This is a genomic window from Cupriavidus phytohabitans, assembly GCF_017815025.1.
Lineage (GTDB): Bacteria > Pseudomonadota > Gammaproteobacteria > Burkholderiales > Burkholderiaceae > Cupriavidus.
Map to the genome: position 1 here is coordinate 39,387 of NZ_JAGIQB010000017.1, position 16,313 is coordinate 55,699.

A 16,313-nucleotide genomic window follows, 5' to 3' on the forward strand; every position below is an offset into this window, starting at 1 on the left:
GCTTTCTTGCGCTTACTGGAATACGACCGTCCGGTCCCCGTTCAGGAACACCCGCCGCTCGATGAACGCCTTCACCGCGCGCGCCAGCGTGATGCATTCCACGTCGCGGCCGACCGCAAGCAGCTGCTCCGGCCGGTACGAATGATCGACGCGCTCGACGGCCTGCTCGATGATCGGGCCTTCGTCGAGGTCGTCGGTGACGAAGTGGGCGGTCGCGCCGATCAGCTTGACGCCGCGCGCATGCGCCTGGTGATAGGGCCTGGCACCCTTGAAGCCAGGCAGGAATGAATGGTGGATGTTGATCGCGCGGTTGGCCAGTTTCGCGCTGGTCGCGGCCGAGAGAACCTGCATGTAGCGGGCGAGGATCACCAGCTCCGCGCCGCTCGACTCGAACAGGTCCAGCCAGCGCGCTTCCTGCTCGCCCTTGGTCTCGGGCGTGATCGGGAAGTGCCGGAACGGCAGGTCATGCTGGCGCGCCAGCGGCTCCAGGTCGGCATGGTTCGAGGCGACCCCCACGATATCCATCTTCAGCTCGCCCATGCGCCAGCGGAACAGCAGGTCCGCCAGGCAATGCTCGAGCTTCGACACCATGATCAGCACCCGGGGACGGGCGTGCGCATCGTGGATGGCCCACTGCATGCCGTAGCCCTGCGCGATCGGCGTGAATTCCTGCCGCAGCCGGCCGACATCCAGCGCCCGCGCGTCCGTCGGGTGGAACACGCAACGCAGGAAGAAGCGGTTGCTCAGGTCGTCGTCGAAGACGGTCAGTTCGTCGATGTAGCAGCGATGGCGCTCGAGCAGCCCGACGGTGGCGGCGACCTGGCCGGGGGCGCTCGGGCACGACAGCGTCAGGATGTGCTGTTGTGAAGGAGACTGCGCGTTCATGCGATTCCTCTCTGGGTTGACTGGCCGCGGACGCCTCGTGCGCGCACATGCCATGCGCCAAGTAGATCAGGCCATGCGGGCACCGGATAGAACCGAAGCGCCGCGTGGCTGGTATCGACGCGCCACGCCGCACGTAGCGCCGTCCCGCCCAGTCGGATGGTTGGCGCCGTTTGTGGACAGTCGCCGTCAAATTCGCCTTGCCGGATTGCCGTTGTCGCATTTGCGCAAGCACTTGTCGGAATTAGTCGGCAGGGGAGGGCGTTTCTTGGCAACCATGTAGGGAATCGCGCAACGCAGGTTGCAAAGCGACGACATGGTTTGCTCAGGCATTCCAGGGAGGAAGGTAGTAACGCGCCGCCAGCGCTTCCCGGACGAGTGGAGAAAGCGTTGGCATGCCATATGACGAGTGAGTCCCCGCAGGGCCAGGAGAAGTTTCGATGGATAGTCCAAAGGTCGTGGTCGAAGGTCTGTGCAAGGTATTTGGCAGCAATCCCAAGCAGGCACTCGACATGCTCGCCGCCGGTTCGACGAAGGATGAGGTATTCCGGCGCACCGGCCACGTGGTCGGTGTGCACAACGTGTCGTTCGACGTCAGGGAAGGCGAAATATTCGTGCTGATGGGCCTGTCGGGATCCGGCAAGTCGACGCTGATCCGCCTTGTGAACCGGCTGGTCGAACCGACCGCCGGCAAGGTGCTGATCGGCGGGCGCGATGTGGCAGCCGTGAGCCGCGGCGAGCTGATCGCGCTGCGCCGCAAGGACATGAGCATGGTGTTCCAGTCGTTCGCGCTGATGCCGCAGCGCACCGTGCTGTCCAATGCCGCGTTCGGGCTGGAGGTGGCGGGGGTCGGCAGGAAGGAGCGCGAGCGCCGCGCCATGGAAGTGCTGGAGCAGGTCGGCCTGGCCACGTTCGCGCAGAAGCTGCCGCGCGAGCTGTCGGGCGGCATGCAGCAGCGCGTGGGCCTGGCGCGCGCGCTGGCGGTCAATCCGTCGCTGATGATCATGGACGAGGCGTTCTCGGCCCTCGACCCGCTCAAGCGCAAGGAGATGCAGAATGTGCTGCTGCAGCTGCAGAAGGAGCACCGCCGCACCATCATGTTCGTATCGCATGACCTGGAGGAGGCGCTGCGCATCGGCAGCCGGATCGCGATCATGGAGGGCGGCCGGCTCGTCCAGGTCGGCACGCCGCAGGAGATCATTGCCAACCCTGCCGACAACTACGTCCGTACGTTCTTCGATGGCATCGATACGAGCCGCTACCTGACCGCCGGCGACCTGATGCAGACCAACGCCGTGCCGACGCTGTCGAAACTCGACGCGGCCAACATCGCCGCGACGCTGAACGGCGGCGAAGACTACGCCTTCGTGCTCGATGCGCAGCGCAAGCTCCGCGGCTTCGTCACGCGCGACGCCACGCAGGGCGTACGGCCGGTGGAAAGCATCCGGCGCAACGCTTCGCTCGACCATGTCGTCGAGCGCGTGGTCGCGAACCCGAATGCGCTGCCAGTCGTCGACGACGACGGCTGCTATTGCGGCTCGGTCAGCCGCGCCGTCATCCTGAAAGCCATCACGCGCTCGCGAGGTAACCATGTCTGAACTCCTGCCCCTCGGCCGCTGGGTCGACCAATCCGTCCATTACCTCCTCGATCACGACGCGGCGACGTTCGACGCCATCGGCCGCGCCATCGGGGGCCTCGCTGAACTGATCGAGCGCGGGCTGCAAGCCGTGCCGATGTGGCTGATGATGGCGATCTTCATCGGCATCGGGCTGTGGCGCGTAGGCTGGCGCTTCGCGGTCTTCACCGCCGCGTCGCTGTTCGTGATCTTCGCAACCGGCTTCTGGGACCAGACCATCATCACGCTGGGCCTTACGCTGTCCTCGACCGTCATCAGCCTGCTGCTCGGCGTTCCGCTCGGCATCTGGGCGGCAAGGAGCAGGGTGGTGGCGGCCACCGTCCGTCCGGTGCTCGACCTGATGCAGACCATGCCCGCGTTCGTCTACCTGATACCCGCGGCGATGCTCTTCGGCCTGGGCCGCGTGCCGGGCATCCTTGCCACGGTGATCTTCGCCATGCCGCCAGCGGTCCGGCTGACCTGCCTTGGCATCCGCCAGGTGAACATGGAGATCGTCGAAGCCGGCCACGCCTTCGGCTGTACGCCGTGGCAACTGTTGTACAAGGTGCAGTTCCCGAATGCGCTGCCCTCGATCATGCAGGGGGTGAACCAGACGATCATGATGGCGCTGTCGATGGTGATTATCGCGTCGATGGTGGGCGCCGGCGGCCTGGGCAACGAGGTGCTGGCGAGCATCCAGCGCCTGGATATCGGCCTGGGCTTTGAAAGCGGCCTGTCGGTCGTGCTGCTGGCAATCATCCTGGACCGCATCACCGAAAGCTTTGGCCGCGCGCCGGGGTCCGTGAAGGCACCACTGTTCTCGGGACTCAGGCAATTGTTCAGCACCAAGGCAAGCACGGCGCAAGCCTGATCCCGACCAGCCATGCACGACGAGATCGATGAGGTAACTGTTGCGGCCGTGCCAGCTGGTAGCGCTTCACCTCCGATGTCGGCGCTCGCACATTTCGGCTTTCTGACCTTGCCGGACTTCTCGATGATTGCGTTCTCGAGCGCGGTCGAGGTGCTGCGCATGGCAAACTATCTCGGGCGCGCCGACCACTACAGCTGGTCGATCTATTCAACCAACGGCGCGCCGGCGTATGCCAGCAACGGCATCGCAGTGCGTCCGACCCGCGCCCTCGATGCCTCGGCTTTGCCGGACGTGATGATCGTCTGCGGAGGCATTGACATCCGCGACGCCGTCGACGACGGCACGCGCACGATGCTTGCCGGACTCGCCGGGCGGGGCATGCCGCTCGGCGGGATCTGCACAGGCGCCTATGCCTTGATGTCCAGCAAGCTGCTGGACGGCTACCGCTGCGCCGTGCATTGGGAAAACCGGTCCACGCTCCACGAAGAGTTTCCGCTGGTGCAGTTCGCGGACGAACTGTTTGTCGTCGATGGCGACCGGCTTACCTGCACGGGCGGCACGGCGCCGATCGACATGATGCTCTATCTGGTCGGGCTGCGCTTCGGCCAGAAGCTTGCCACGCAGGTATCCGAGCAGTTCATCCTCGAACGCATACGTAGTGCGACCGATTCCCAGCCGATTCCGGTCTATGCGCGCGTTGGCCTGTCGCGGGCGGAGTTGATCGAGGTGGTCCGGCTGATGGAGGCGAATATCGAGGAGCCGCTGTCGCTTGACGAACTCGCGCGGCTGGTGCGGCTGTCGCAGCGGCATCTGCAGCGAATGTTCAAGTTCTATCTGAACGTGTCGCCGACCCACTACTACCTCACCCTGCGCCTGAAGCGCGCGCGCGAGATGCTGCGCACCAGCAACGCCTCGATTGCCAGTGTGACGACGGCCTGCGGGTTCCAGTCGCCATGTCATTTCAGCAAGGCGTACCGCGCGCAGTTTGGGCATGCCCCCAGCCATGAACGGCGGCAGTCGGGATAACAACGCCCGGCGTGATGCGGATGATCAAGTGCTGCTTCAGGCATGCTGTCATGGGTGATGGCGGAATTCGCTCTACACGCTGAGCAAGAGCCAGAACCAGCGCGCGCTGATGTTCCAGATGCTGGCGCCCGACAACACTGGCGCGAGGCCGGCGTGGAAGCGGGCTTCGAGTCGGTGCCGCTGCACGGCTATGTGCACCTGTTCCACCTGGAGTGGCACCGCAATCTCTGGGTGCATGTGCAGCACCTGACCGAGTACCGCTACCAGCCCGAGCTGCGCGACAAGCTGGTGCTGCCGGAGCACCACCGCGACCTGATCGATATCCTGACCTCGCACATGGACGTGCTGGTGCAGGACTTCGTGCCCGGCAAGTCGGGCGGCACCACCATCCTGTGCCAGGGCGCGCCGGGGCTGGGCAAGACGCTGACCGCCGAGGTCTATGCCGAAGTCGTCGCGCCATCGTCGCCGAGTTCCTGCGCACGCTGGAGTACTTCAATGGCCTGCTGTTCATGACCACCAACCGCATCGGCGATGTCGACGATGCCATCCTGTCGCGCTGCATCGCCACCATCCATTACGAAACACCGGGCAAGGAGGATGCGCGGCGCCTGTGGCGGCTGCAGGGGGCGCAGTTCGGCGCCGAGCTGGGCGACGGGCTGGGCGACGGGCTGGTCGAGGCGCTGCTGCGGGCCTACCCCAAGGCCAGCGGACGCGATATCAAGGAGCTGCTCAAGCTGGCCACGCGCTATGCCCGCGCGCGGGAGGTGCCGCTGACCGAAGACGTGTTCAGGCTGTGCGGGCAATTCCGGGGACTGAACTGAAGCGCGCGCCCTGAAGCGTGCGCCAGCGGTATCATGGCGCATCTCCCAACGCCGCTGACGCGCCCCCATGAGCCTCGATCCTGCCGAACTGCAGGCTGTACGGCCCTACCTGCTGCGCTTTGCGCGCCTGCAACTGCGCGATGAGGTGCTGGCGGAAGACGCGGTCTCGGAAACGCTGCTGGCCGCGCTGGAGCACCCGGAGCGCTTTGCCGGCCACTCGTCGCTGCGCACCTACCTGGTCGGCATCCTCAAGCACAAGCTGATCGACAGCCTGCGCAGCGGCCGGCGCGAGGTGCGGCTGGCGCTGGTGGCGCCGGAGGACGGCGAGGCCCCGTCGGAGCAGGAGGCGCTGGATGCGCTGTTCACGCGCAACGGCCACTACCAGGATCCGCCTTCCGACTGGGGCGATCCCGAGCGCGCCTTCGAGCGCCGCGAGTTCTTTGAAATCCTGCAGCTATGCGTCGACCGGCTGCCGCCGCGGCTGGGCCGGCTCTTCATGATGCGCGAATGGCTGGAGCTCGATACCGAAGAAATCTGTCAGGTCTTGCAGATCAGCGCGACCAATGCATGGGCCATGCTGTACCGGGCCCGCATGCGGCTGCGCGAGTGCCTGGAACTGCGCTGGTTCGGGCAGCGTGGCGCTGCCGGCGAGGGCTGATCGGCCCTTGCGAACGATCTCATCCACTTAACCCTCGGCAACGACCATGCCCGACCGCCCCGCCCGCCGCCTGCTGCCGGACTGCAAAGAAGTCCACCACCTGACCATGAAGGGGCTGGACCAGCCTTTGTCGTGGGTGGAACGGCTGCGCGTGCGCGGCCACCTGGCGATCTGCGAAGCCTGCACCGTGTTCAGCGCGCAGATGCGGACCATGCGGGAGGCGATGCGGCGAATGGGGCGGGAGGATTGAGGCCGCTGTCCGTAGCCAGGGGTCGCGCCTGGATGCGCTGAACGTAAGCTGACGGCACTGGCAAAGGCTCCCCTCTCCCGCAGGCGGGAGAGGGGAGCAAACCCACGGCAATTACGCACGCGCACCCTCGCCGTAGGGGTCGAAACCACCCACGCGGCTGCCTTCGCTGTACGGGTCGAAGCTGCGCGCCGGGGCCGCCGACACGCCGCGACGGTCCAGTCCGGCCACCGTGCGGGCGCCGTCCACATACGGATCGGGCTTGCCGGCGCGGGCGCCATCGGTGAAGGCATCGTGCGAGCGGAACTCGTAGCCATACTTGTCGCCGGGCAGCCGTTCGGCGGCAGTAGCGGCGTGCGCGGCGCCGAGGGCGGCCAGCGACAGGAACAGGGCGGAAGCGAAGCGGGCGGTCTTGGTCATGAGATTTCTCCAGTATTGTTCGTTGAATCTGGCAGAACGTTTGGCATTGAGTACGTGCCGTTCATGTAACGAACTATAGGAGCCTTTGCCGAGCGAAAACGGGGATCGGTGTGGATAGGTTATTCAAAAAATTTGAAATAAGATTTACCATCCTTCACCCGTTATGGCATGACGCAAATGTAATCGGCTCATCGCGTGAACCCCGGCCAGCCTCGGTTAAACTTGCGGCTCGCCGCCATTCCGACATGCATCGCCTGCTCCTCATCGTCCTCGCGCTGATCCTGCCGCTCCAGTTCGCCTGGGCGGGAGCGGCCGCGTATTGCCGGCATGAGGTGGCGACGGCGGCCAAGGCGCACCTGGGGCATCACGAGCACCAGCACAAGGCCGATGCCGGCCAGCATGCAACCAAGGCCGGCGCCGATGTCGACAAGCTGGGCGTTGCCGATCCCGACTGCGGCGTCTGCCATATCGCCTCGGTGCCGTTCGCACGCGCCGACGGGCCACGCGTGCAGGCCAGCCAGCGCGTTGCACTGGCGCAGGCCCCGCCGCAATCCGGTTTCTCCTCCCACAGCGCCAGGGCCCCCGACCGCCCGCAGTGGCCCCGTCTCGCTTAGCCGGCGAGACGACGCTACCCGCTTCCCTGACTTCTTCCTGATTCGCTGAACTCAGGCGTCTCGCCGAATTCCCGGTTTCTTTCCTGGTGCAATTCGATGCGAAGACTTTTGCTGCCGCTGGGGCTGGCGGCCGTCCTGACCAGCCCGCTTGCCGGCGTCGCCCAGACGCCACCATCCGCCATCCAACCCTCGCCGTACGCCACCGGTGCGAGCGGTGCGGGCATATCCGAGCCATCCGGCACGCTGACGCTGGACGCCGCGCTGGCGCTGGCCGAAGCCGGCAGCTTCGCGCTGTCCGCCGCCGGCAAGGAGCTGGACGCCACCGAGGGCGACCTGACGCAGGCGCGCGTGATTCCCAACCCCGAGCTGGCGGTGTCGATGGAAGACACGCGCCGCGCCACGCGCTCGACCACCGGGCAGTTCAACGTGCCAATCGAGCTGGGCGGCAAGCGCGCTGCCCGCATCGGCGTGGCCGAGCGTGGCCGCGAACTGGCGCAGGCCGAGCTGGGCGGCGTGCGCGCCGAACTGCGCGCGGCGGTGATCGCGCGCTTCTTCGGCGTGCTGGTCGCGCAGGAGCGCGTCAAGCTGGCCGAGGGCTCGGTCGGCATCGCCAGCCGTGCGGCGCAGGCCGCCTCGCGCCGTGTCGCCGCCGGCAAGGTCGCGCCGCTGGAAGCAACGCGCGCGCAGGTCGAGCAGGCCAACGCCGAGCTGGAGCTGGCCGAGGCCACCGGCGCGCTGCAGTCCGCACGGCAGTCGCTGGCCGCGCTGTGGGGCAATGCCGCGCCGCGCTTCGCGCAGGCACAGGGCGACCTCGACGCGCTGCCGTCGCGCCCCGCGCCCGCCGCGTTGGAGAGCGCTCTGGAAGATTCACCGCTGCTGGCCGCCAGCCGGCTCTCCGCCGAACGCAGCCGCGCCGAAGTGGCGGTGGCGCGCAGCCGCCAGTACCCCGACGTCACCGTCAGCCTCGGCGCCAAGCGTGACAACGAGGCCAACCGCAACATGGCCGTGCTGGGCGTGGCGATCCCGCTGCCGCTGTTCGACCGCAACCAGGGCAACCTGTACGCGGCGCTGCGCCGCGCGGACCGCGCGCAGGATGTGCATGCCGCCAACCGCATCCGGCTGGCCAATGAACTGCAGCAGGCGTCGACGCAGCTGTCGGTGTCGCGCGCCGCGGCGCAGACGCTGCAGGGCTCGGTGCTGCCCGCGGCGGAGCAGGCGTATGCCGCCGCTTCGCGCGGGTTCGAGGCCGGCAAGTTCAATTTCCTCGATGTGCTGGATGCCCAGCGCACCCTGTTCCAGGCGCGCATCCGCTACCTGGACGTACTGGCCCGCACCTATGACGCGGCCGCCAGCATCGACCGCATCCTCGGACACTGATACGGAAGGCTCCAAGCATGGCAATAAGCAAGCAACAACGGGCCGCGGTGGTGGCCATCCTGGTCGCGGGGCTGCTGGGCGGCGCGGCGATCCTGTTCATGGGCAAGGGCGGCGGCTCCGGCGAGGCCGGGCATGAGCATGGCGAACACGCTGAACAAGGCGAGCATGCCGACCATGGCGACGGCCACGCGCACGACCAGCCGGCAAGTTCGCCGGCCAGCGCCCCCGCTGCCGCCGCTGCGCCCGCGCAGGCCGCCGACCAGCCCCACTTCATCAGGCTGACGCCGGAGCAGGTGCAGCAGGCCGGCATCGGCATCGCCACGGCAGGCCCCGCGCCGCTGCGCGGCAGTGTCGATTTCCCCGGCGAGATCCGCTTCAACGACGACCGCACCGCCCACGTGGTGCCGCGCGTCGCGGGCGTGGCCCAGGCGGTGCCGGCCAACCTGGGCGAGCAGGTCGCCAAAGGCCAGGTGCTGGCTGTGATCGCCAGCACGGCACTGGCCGAGCAGCGCAGCGAACTGCTCGCGGCGCAGCGGCGCGAGGCGCTGGCGCGCGCCATCTATGCGCGCGAGAAGACGCTGTGGCAGGAGAAAATCTCGGCCGAGCAGGACTACCAGCAGGCCCGCACCGCGCTGGAAGAGGCGCAGATCGCGGTGCAGAACGCGCGGCAGAAACTGGTCGCGATCGGCGCGTCGGAAAGCGCCGGCAAGGATGGCAAGGGCGGCAAGGGCGGCAGCCTGAACCAGTTCGCGCTGCGCGCCCCGTTCGACGGCATCATCGTGGAGAAGCACCTGTCGCTGGGCGAGGCCGTCAAGGAAGACGCCAGCATCTTCACCATCTCGGACCTGAGTTCGGTATGGGCCGAGTTCGTGGTGTCGGCGCGCGACCTCGACCAGGTGCGCGTGGGCGAGACCGTCAGGATCCGCTCCACCGCCTCCGAGACGCAGGCGGAGGGCAAGGTCTCCTACGTCGGCGCGCTGCTCGGCGAGCAGACCCGCACCGCCAAGGCACGCGTGACGCTGGCCAATCCCGGCATGGCGTGGCGGCCCGGCCTGTTCGTCACCGTCAGCGTCCTCGGTGCCGCGGCGCAGGTGCCGGTCACGGTGGAAGCCGATGCCGTGCAGCAGGTCGATGGGCGCAGCGCCGTGTTCGTCGCGGTGCCGGGCGGGTTTGCCGTGCAGCCGGTCAGGACCGGCCGCAGCGGTGGCAAGCTGGTCGAGATCACCGAAGGCCTGCAGGCCGGTGCGCGCTACGCCGCGGCCAACAGCTTCATCCTCAAGTCCGAGCTGGGCAAGGCCAGCGCCGGGCATGAGCACTGAGCGGGAGGCGCCATGTTCGAACGCCTGATCCGCTTTGCCATCGAGCAGCGCTGGCTGGTGCTGCTGGCCGTGCTCGGCATGGCCGCGCTGGGACTGTACAACTACACCCGGCTGCCGATCGACGCCGTGCCTGACATCACCAACGTCCAGGTGCAGGTCAACACCGCCGCGCCCGGCTATTCGCCGCTGGAGACCGAGCAGCGCATCACCTATCCGGTCGAGACCGTGATGGCGGGCCTGCCGGGGCTGGAGCAGACCCGCTCGCTGTCCCGCTATGGGCTGTCGCAGGTCACGGTGATCTTCCGCGAAGGCACCGATATCCATTTCGCGCGCCAGCTGGTCAACCAGCGCATCCAGGAAGCGCGCGACAAGCTTCCCACCGGCATTACGCCTGCGATGGGGCCGATCTCGACCGGCCTTGGCGAGATCTACCTGTGGACCGTGGAAGCCGAGCCCAACGCGCGCAAGCCGGACGGCACGCCGTACACGCTGTCCGACCTGCGCGAAATCCAGGACTGGGTGATTCGCCCGCAGCTGCGCAACGTGCCGGGGGTGACCGAGGTCAATGCCATCGGCGGCCATGCGCGCGCCTATGTGGTGGCGCCCAGCCTTGAACGGATGGCATCGTATGGCCTGTCGCTCGCCGACGTGGTGACCGCGCTGGAGAAGAACAACGACAACGTCGGCGCCGGCTATATCGAGCGGCGCGGCGAGCAATACCTGGTGCGCGTGCCGGGCCAGGTGCGCTCGCTCGACGATATCCGCGACGTCATCGTCGGCACCGCGCAAGGTCAGCCGATCCGCGTGCGCGACCTGGCCAGCGTGCAGACCGGCGGCGAGCTGCGCACCGGCGCCGCCACCGAGGATGGCCGCGAGGTGGTGCTGGGCACGGTCTTCATGCTGATCGGCGAGAACAGCCGCACGGTGTCGCAGGCCGTCGACCGCAAGATGGCGGAGATCAACCGCACGCTGCCGGCCGGCGTGAAGGCGATCACCGTGTACGACCGCACCACGCTGGTCGACAAGGCCATCGCCACGGTGAAGAAGAACCTGCTGGAAGGCGCGGTGCTGGTGATCGCCATCCTGTTCCTGTTCCTCGGCAACCTGCGCGCGGCACTGATCACCGCGCTGGTGATCCCGCTGTCGATGCTGTTCACCTTCACCGGCATGGTCCACACCCGCACCAGCGCCAACCTGATGAGCCTGGGCGCGCTGGACTTCGGCATCATCGTCGACGGCGCGGTGGTGATCGTCGAGAACTGCGTGCGGCGCCTGGCGCATGCGCAGCAGCGCCATGGCCGCGCGCTGACGCGCACCGAACGCCTGCACGAGGTCTTCGCCGCCGCGCGCGAGGCGCGCAGGCCGCTGCTGTACGGCCAGCTCATCATCATGGTGGTGTACCTGCCGATCTTTGCGCTGACCGGCGTCGAGGGCAAGATGTTCCACCCGATGGCGATCACCGTGGTGCTGGCGCTGCTGGGCGCGATGGTGCTGTCTGTCACCTTCGTTCCCGCGGCGGTGGCGCTGGCCATCGGCAATCGCGTGGCCGAGCGGGAGAACCGGTTCACGGCCTGGGCGCGGCGCCGCTATGCCGTGCTGCTGGACCGCTCGCTGTCGGCGACGCCGGTGGTGCTGACGCTGGCCGGCGTGGCGGTGGCGCTGTCCCTGGTGATCGCCACGCGCCTGGGCAGCGAGTTCGTGCCCAGCCTCAACGAGGGCGACCTCGCCATCCAGGCGCTGCGCATTCCCGGCACCAGCCTGACGCAGTCGGTGGCGATGCAGCAGCAGGTCGAGACCACGCTGAAGGCGAAATTCCCGGAGATCGAACGCGTGTTCGCGCGCACCGGCACCGCCGAAATCGCCTCCGACCCGATGCCGCCGAATATCTCGGACGGCTACATCATGCTCAAGCCGCATTCCGAATGGCCCGCGCCGCGCCGCACGCGCGACGAGCTGATCGTCGCGATCCGCGAGGAGGTTGGCAAGCTCCCCGGCAACAACTACGAGTTCTCGCAGCCGATCCAGCTGCGCTTCAACGAGCTGATCTCGGGCGTGCGCTCGGACGTGGCGGTCAAGGTGTTCGGTGACGACAACGCCGTGCTGGAGGACACCGCCAACCGGATCGCCGCGGTGCTGCAGGGCATTGCGGGCGCGGCCGAGGTCAAGGTCGAGCAGACCACCGGGCTGCCGATGCTCAGCGTCAATATCGACCGCGACAAGGCCGCGCGCTATGGGCTCAACCTGAGCGACATCCAGGAGGCCGTGGCGATCGGCATCGGCGGCAAGGTGTCGGGCACCTTCTTCAGCGGCGACCGGCGCTTCGACATCGTCGTGCGCCTGCCCGATGCCGTGCGCGAAGACGTGGAAGCGCTGCGGCGCCTGCCGGTGGCGCTGCCGAAGGACGCCGTGGCCGGCGCGCGCACCAGCTATATTCCGCTCAGCGAAGTCGCCACCGTGGAGATCGCGCCTGGCCCTAACCAGGTTTCGCGCGAGAACGGGAAGCGCCGAATAGTGGTCAGCGCCAACGTGCGCGGGCGGGATATCGGCAGCTTCGTGCCCGAGGCGGAGGCCGCCATTCGCGAGCGCGTGCGCATCCCTGCCGGCTACTGGACCAGCTGGGGCGGCACCTTCGAGCAGCTCCAGTCCGCTACCGCAAGGCTGCGCGTGGTGGTTCCGCTGGCATTGGGGCTGGTGTTCGTGCTGCTGTTCGCGATGTTCGGCAACGTCAAGGACGGGCTGCTGGTCTTCACCGGCATCCCGTTCGCGCTGACCGGCGGCATCCTCGCGCTGTGGCTGTGCGGCATCCCGCTGTCGATCTCGGCCGCGGTGGGCTTTATCGCGCTGTGCGGCGTGGCGGTGCTGAACGGGCTGGTGATGCTGTCGTTTATCCGCTCGCTGCGCGAAGAGGGCCTGGGGCTGGACCAGGCGATCCGGGACGGCGCGCTGACGCGGCTGCGGCCGGTGCTGATGACCGCGCTGGTGGCTTCGCTGGGCTTCGTGCCGATGGCGCTGGCCACCGGCACGGGTGCAGAAGTGCAGCGTCCGCTGGCCACGGTGGTGATTGGCGGCATCCTGTCGTCGACGGCGCTGACGTTGCTGGTGTTGCCAGTGTTGTACCGGCTGGCGCACAGGGATGACGACCCGGTGGCTGCGAGCCGCCACGCGAGCCATCCATCTTTCACGTCGCCGTGAAGCGTTTCCCCGGCGCACGCGGCAAACTGGCGGCACATTCAGTCCTCATGTGCCGCCATGCTGCCTGCCGCCGTGTCCGATACCGACGCCGCCATCGACCCGCTTAGCGCCGTCACGCACCCCGATCCCTACCCGTACTACCGCGAACTGGCGACGCACCGGCCGTTCTTCCGCGACCAGCGGCTCGGCTTGTGGGTGGCCGCCGGCGCGCGCGAAGTGGCGGAGGTGCTGTCCCATCCCGAGTGCCGCGTGCGCCCGCCCGCGCAGCCGGTGCCGCCCGCACTGGCCGGCTCGCCCGCCGGCGATCTCTTCGGCCGGCTGATCCGCATGAACGACGGCGCGGCGCACGCGCCGTTGAAGGGATTGCTGATGCCGATGCTGGCCACCATCGACGCGTCCATTGCCGCCCATCGCGCGGCTGCGCTGGCTGAACTGCTGGACGCCGACACGGCATTGTCCGCCGGGCGCATCAATGGCTTCCTGTTCACGCTGCCGGTGGTGACGCTGGCCGACCTGCTCGGCTTGCCGGTCGCCGTGGATCGCGCTACCGCCGCGGCAGCGGCCGGCCATGTGGCAGCCTTTGCCGCCGCACAGTCGCCGCTCGCCGATGCGAACGCCGTGCAAGCCGGCGCCGACGCCGCGCAATGGCTCGGCAGCTGGCTCGCCGATGCCGTACCGGCAGCAGGCCCGTTGCCGTCGTTGCACCAGGCCGCGCGCGCTGCGGGCATCGATGCGCAAGCGGTGTCGGCCAACACCATCGGCTTGCTGGTGCAGGCCTGCGAAGCCACCGCCGCGCTGGCAGGCAATACACTGCTGCATCTCGGCCGTGGCACGGTGCGGGCCGGTACCGCGCCGGAAGTACTGGCCGCGCAAGTGGCGGTGCTGGATCCACCGGTGCAGAACACGCGGCGATTCCTCGCCGCCGATGCTCGCCTGTGCGGCCACGACATCAAGGCCGGCGACGCGGTGCTGGTGCTGCTGGCCGCGGCTTCCTGCATTGGCATGGCGGATGGCAAACGCCCATGGACCTTCGGCCACGGCCGCCACGCGTGTCCCGGCGACAGGCTGGCGCAGGCGCTCGCCGGCGCCACGGTCCGCGCGTTGCTGGCGCGCGGCGCCGATCCGGCCGCACTGGCGCGCGCGTTCCGCTATCGTCCTTCGTTGAACGCACGCATCCCGCATTTCTGCTGAGACCCCTACTAAAAGCACGGAGCCCTCATGATCGCCGTCATCTTTGAAGTCGAGCCCGCAGCGGGCCGCCGCGATGCCTACCTCGATATCGCCGCAAGGCTGCGCAGCGAGCTGGAGACCATCGACGGCTTTATCTCGGTCGAACGCTTCCAGAGCCTGACCAACCCGGGCAAGGTCCTGTCGCTATCGTTCTTCCGTGACGAGGCCGCGGTGATCGCCTGGCGCAATACCGTGGCGCATCGCGAGGCGCAGACCGCCGGCCGCGGTGGCGTGTTCGCCGACTACCGCCTGCGTGTGGCACAGGTGCTGCGCGACTACGGCTTGCACGCGCGCGACGAAGCCCCCGCCGACAGCCGCGCGGTGCACGACCGCAAGCCCGGCTGAAGGAGCCAGCGATGACGATGGAAGCCATCGGCACGCAAGCCGCCTTTATCGGCCTGACCTTCCTGCTGGCCGGCTTTGTCAAAGGCGTGGTCGGCCTGGGCCTTCCCACCGTCGCGGTGGGGCTGCTCGGGCTGTTGATGCCGCCGGCGCAGGCCGCGGCGCTGCTGGTGGCGCCGTCGATGGTGACCAACGTGGTGCAGCTGTTCAGCGGTCCCCGCTTCGGGCAACTGGTACTTCGGCTGTGGCCGATGCTCGCGGCGATCTGCGTCGGCACGTGGCTGTGCACCGCGCTGGTGCCGGCAGGGTTGACGACGCATGCCACCTCGGCGCTGGGCGTGGCGTTGGTGCTGTACGCGGTGGTTGGACTGGCGGCGGTAAAGTTGCACGTCAAGCCGGCGGCGGAGGCCTGGCTCGGGCCATTGGTCGGCCTGGTGACTGGCGCGATCACTGCGGTGACCGGCGTGTTCGTGATTCCCGCCGTGCCTTACCTGCAAGGGTTGGGACTCGAAAAGGAAAGCCTGGTGCAGGCGCTGGGTCTGTCCTTCACGATATCGACCATTGCGCTGGCGGTCAGCCTGGCGCTGGGCGGATCGCTGCTGCACACACCGGTGCTGGGGGCTTCACTGCTGGCGCTGGTGCCCGCGCTCGGCGGCATGTTCATCGGGCAATGGCTGCGGCATCGCATCAGTGCGGAGCGATTTCGCAAGCTGTTTTTCTGCGGGCTGCTGGTGCTGGGCGGCGAGCTGGCGATGCGCGGGCTTTCCTGATCGCAGGTCGGTGCGATACCGCCGGTTTTCTCCCTCTCCCGCAAGCGGGAGAGGGAGCACCCAAGCGGCCAGGCAAAGGTCATGGGATGCGCACGATCCTCACTGTCCCGCCTGCACGACCCGCCCATTCAACGGCTGCACCGGCCGCGCATTCATCCGGTAAAGCTTGCGGAACGCCGCCAATTGCGCCGCCGAAATCTCCACCGGCGTTTTCAACACCTGCCACTTCACATCCTCGCTGCAAGGCGGCGTGGTCAGCGAGCCGGTGAACGCCCAGTAGGATTGCTGCGCGGGCAGCAGCGCCGCCACGTCAATCGGTGCACCCAGCTCGCGCGATTCACCGGCCCTGGCCGGCAGCCTGGCAAAGACCGGCTGCAACGCCGCATTCTCGCGCCCGGTCTTGAACAGCACCGCCACCACCGCCAGCTTGCCTTCTGCGTTCTGGTGCACCAGGTGCGCCACCAGCGGGTACGCCTTGCCGTTGATCTTCTCCTCGCTCGGCGTATGGAAGTGGAACTGCACCAGCTTGTACGCCGTGCCGTCGAACTCGGCTTGCCCGCCCGCAGGCAAGTTGACCTGGATGGTATGGCCGTTGTTGACCACGGTTGCCTGCGTCGCGGTGTAGCCAAAGCCGATCGGCTTCAGGTCGGCGCTCACGGCCTTGTCGGTACGGATATCGATGGGCGACTGGTGCTTGCCCAGCGTGCAGGTCTTGTAGCCGGCGTCGAGCTCGCCCCAATGGCCGGCGCCGGTCGGTCCGGCGTAGCTCCAGTGGGTGTCGTTGCCTGCCCAGGCGGCAGGGGCGAGCAGAGCTGCGCAAATGGTGATGGCCGGCAGCTTGATGGTCATATCGGTGCGTCCTCGTGTAGGTGACCCCCTTGTACCCGGATCTCCCGGGTTGGCACGGTCTGATGCCAGGCCTGACCCG

At 67.8% G+C, this 16,313-nt stretch carries 15 protein-coding genes and 1 pseudogene; 13 read left to right on the forward strand and 3 right to left on the reverse strand.

Annotation, left to right across the window (positions count from 1 at the left end; translation table 11 throughout):
• Positions 1-12 precede the first annotated feature (12 nt).
• On the reverse strand, positions 13-885 hold the full coding sequence (gene purU, locus J8I34_RS13925; RefSeq protein ID WP_209770890.1) for a formyltetrahydrofolate deformylase: 873 nt from the start codon (positions 883-885) through the stop codon (positions 13-15).
• 437 nt (positions 886-1,322) lie between these two features.
• On the opposite strand from purU, the gene J8I34_RS13930 reads away from it, so the two are divergent.
• From J8I34_RS13930 to J8I34_RS13955, 6 genes and pseudogenes are all read left to right on the forward strand, one after another.
• Entirely contained in the window at positions 1,323-2,480 is a 1,158-nt protein-coding gene (locus J8I34_RS13930) for a quaternary amine ABC transporter ATP-binding protein (protein ID WP_209770893.1), read from the forward strand.
• Complete coding sequence (gene choW, locus J8I34_RS13935; RefSeq protein ID WP_209770896.1) at positions 2,473-3,369, forward strand: choline ABC transporter permease subunit; 897 nt, start codon at positions 2,473-2,475, stop codon at positions 3,367-3,369. Before J8I34_RS13930 ends, choW begins: the two co-directional genes overlap by 8 nt.
• A gap of 12 nt (positions 3,370-3,381) precedes the next feature.
• The gene (locus tag J8I34_RS13940; RefSeq protein ID WP_035876773.1) at positions 3,382-4,395 is read left to right on the forward strand and encodes a GlxA family transcriptional regulator; all 1,014 of its coding nucleotides are present in this window, start codon (positions 3,382-3,384) and stop codon (positions 4,393-4,395) included.
• Between the two features lie 138 nt (positions 4,396-4,533).
• Positions 4,534-5,216: pseudogene (locus J8I34_RS13945) on the forward strand (AAA family ATPase); the annotation flags it as partial.
• Between the two features lie 67 nt (positions 5,217-5,283).
• A complete protein-coding gene (locus J8I34_RS13950) occupies positions 5,284-5,874 on the forward strand; it encodes a sigma-70 family RNA polymerase sigma factor (RefSeq protein WP_029045247.1) in 591 nt (196 codons plus the stop codon).
• Positions 5,875-5,920: 46 nt separating this feature from the next.
• On the forward strand, positions 5,921-6,124 hold the full coding sequence (locus tag J8I34_RS13955; RefSeq protein WP_029045248.1) for a zf-HC2 domain-containing protein: 204 nt from the start codon (positions 5,921-5,923) through the stop codon (positions 6,122-6,124).
• A 111-nt stretch (positions 6,125-6,235) separates the two neighbouring features.
• Here J8I34_RS13955 and J8I34_RS13960 read toward each other — a convergent pair whose 3' ends face one another.
• Complete coding sequence (locus tag J8I34_RS13960; RefSeq protein ID WP_029045249.1) at positions 6,236-6,541, reverse strand: hypothetical protein; 306 nt, start codon at positions 6,539-6,541, stop codon at positions 6,236-6,238.
• A 245-nt stretch (positions 6,542-6,786) separates the two neighbouring features.
• Between J8I34_RS13960 and czcI the strand changes: the two genes are divergently transcribed.
• From czcI to J8I34_RS13995, 7 genes are all read left to right on the forward strand, one after another.
• A complete protein-coding gene (gene czcI / locus J8I34_RS13965; protein ID WP_209806276.1) occupies positions 6,787-7,155 on the forward strand; it encodes a cation efflux protein, CzcI family in 369 nt (122 codons plus the stop codon).
• Between the two features lie 96 nt (positions 7,156-7,251).
• Positions 7,252-8,532, forward strand: a complete 1,281-nt coding sequence (locus J8I34_RS13970) for a TolC family protein (RefSeq protein WP_209806277.1) — start codon at positions 7,252-7,254, stop codon at positions 8,530-8,532.
• Positions 8,533-8,549: 17 nt separating this feature from the next.
• Positions 8,550-9,851 (forward strand): efflux RND transporter periplasmic adaptor subunit, encoded by a 1,302-nt coding sequence (locus tag J8I34_RS13975; protein WP_209806278.1) that lies wholly within the window; start codon positions 8,550-8,552, stop codon positions 9,849-9,851.
• A 12-nt stretch (positions 9,852-9,863) separates the two neighbouring features.
• Positions 9,864-13,043 (forward strand): CusA/CzcA family heavy metal efflux RND transporter, encoded by a 3,180-nt coding sequence (locus tag J8I34_RS13980; protein WP_209806279.1) that lies wholly within the window; start codon positions 9,864-9,866, stop codon positions 13,041-13,043.
• A gap of 57 nt (positions 13,044-13,100) precedes the next feature.
• Positions 13,101-14,234 carry a cytochrome P450 family protein gene (locus tag J8I34_RS13985; RefSeq protein ID WP_209806280.1) on the forward strand — a complete coding sequence of 378 codons (1,134 nt, stop codon included), beginning with the start codon at positions 13,101-13,103 and terminating at the stop codon, positions 14,232-14,234.
• Positions 14,235-14,261: 27 nt separating this feature from the next.
• Positions 14,262-14,618 carry an antibiotic biosynthesis monooxygenase family protein gene (locus J8I34_RS13990; protein WP_209806281.1) on the forward strand — a complete coding sequence of 119 codons (357 nt, stop codon included), beginning with the start codon at positions 14,262-14,264 and terminating at the stop codon, positions 14,616-14,618.
• A gap of 11 nt (positions 14,619-14,629) precedes the next feature.
• Positions 14,630-15,385, forward strand: a complete 756-nt coding sequence (locus J8I34_RS13995) for a sulfite exporter TauE/SafE family protein (RefSeq protein ID WP_209806282.1) — start codon at positions 14,630-14,632, stop codon at positions 15,383-15,385.
• 99 nt (positions 15,386-15,484) lie between these two features.
• Here J8I34_RS13995 and J8I34_RS14000 read toward each other — a convergent pair whose 3' ends face one another.
• Positions 15,485-16,234 (reverse strand): carbonic anhydrase, encoded by a 750-nt coding sequence (locus J8I34_RS14000; RefSeq protein ID WP_209770939.1) that lies wholly within the window; start codon positions 16,232-16,234, stop codon positions 15,485-15,487.
• Positions 16,235-16,313 lie beyond the last annotated feature (79 nt).